This is a genomic window from Paenibacillus sp. 598K, from assembly GCF_003851045.1.
Classification (GTDB): domain Bacteria; phylum Bacillota; class Bacilli; order Paenibacillales; family Paenibacillaceae; genus Paenibacillus_D.
Map to the genome: position 1 here is coordinate 1 of NZ_BFBX01000483.1, position 382 is coordinate 382.

Below are 382 nucleotides of genomic sequence, written 5' to 3' on the forward strand. Positions count from 1 at the left end.
CGCGCTGCACCTCGTCGGTGCGGCAGCCGCACAATCTGGCCATCTCGCCGGGATGCGGCGTCAGGATCGCGGCGCCGGGCCGCTGCGGCCAGTCGGCAAAGTCGCCCGCCTCGGCGAGATGATTGAGCGCGTCGGCGTCGATGACGATCGGCATCTCGGGCGGCAGCTCCTGCCATAGCCGTCGCAGCCAGCTCTGCATCGGCGACTTGCCTATGCCCGCCGAGGTTGCGGCGATCTCGTGCAGCGGCCGCGACGAGTCCAGGTCGAGCAGGCCAGGTAGCTGCCCCATCCCCGGTCCGGCGACGAGCACATCGCGCGTATGCGCCAGCTCGGCCAACTGGCCTGGATCGGTAGCCGACCAGTCGCCCCGGCCAAAGGCGTC

General features: G+C 70.9%; 1 protein-coding gene. It reads right to left on the bottom strand.

Going from position 1 to position 382, the window contains the following annotated elements; translation table 11 throughout:
* Positions 1-382 (bottom strand): NAD(P)H-hydrate dehydratase (locus PA598K_RS35805; RefSeq protein WP_305781355.1); only part of this gene is annotated, 382 nt, incomplete at both ends.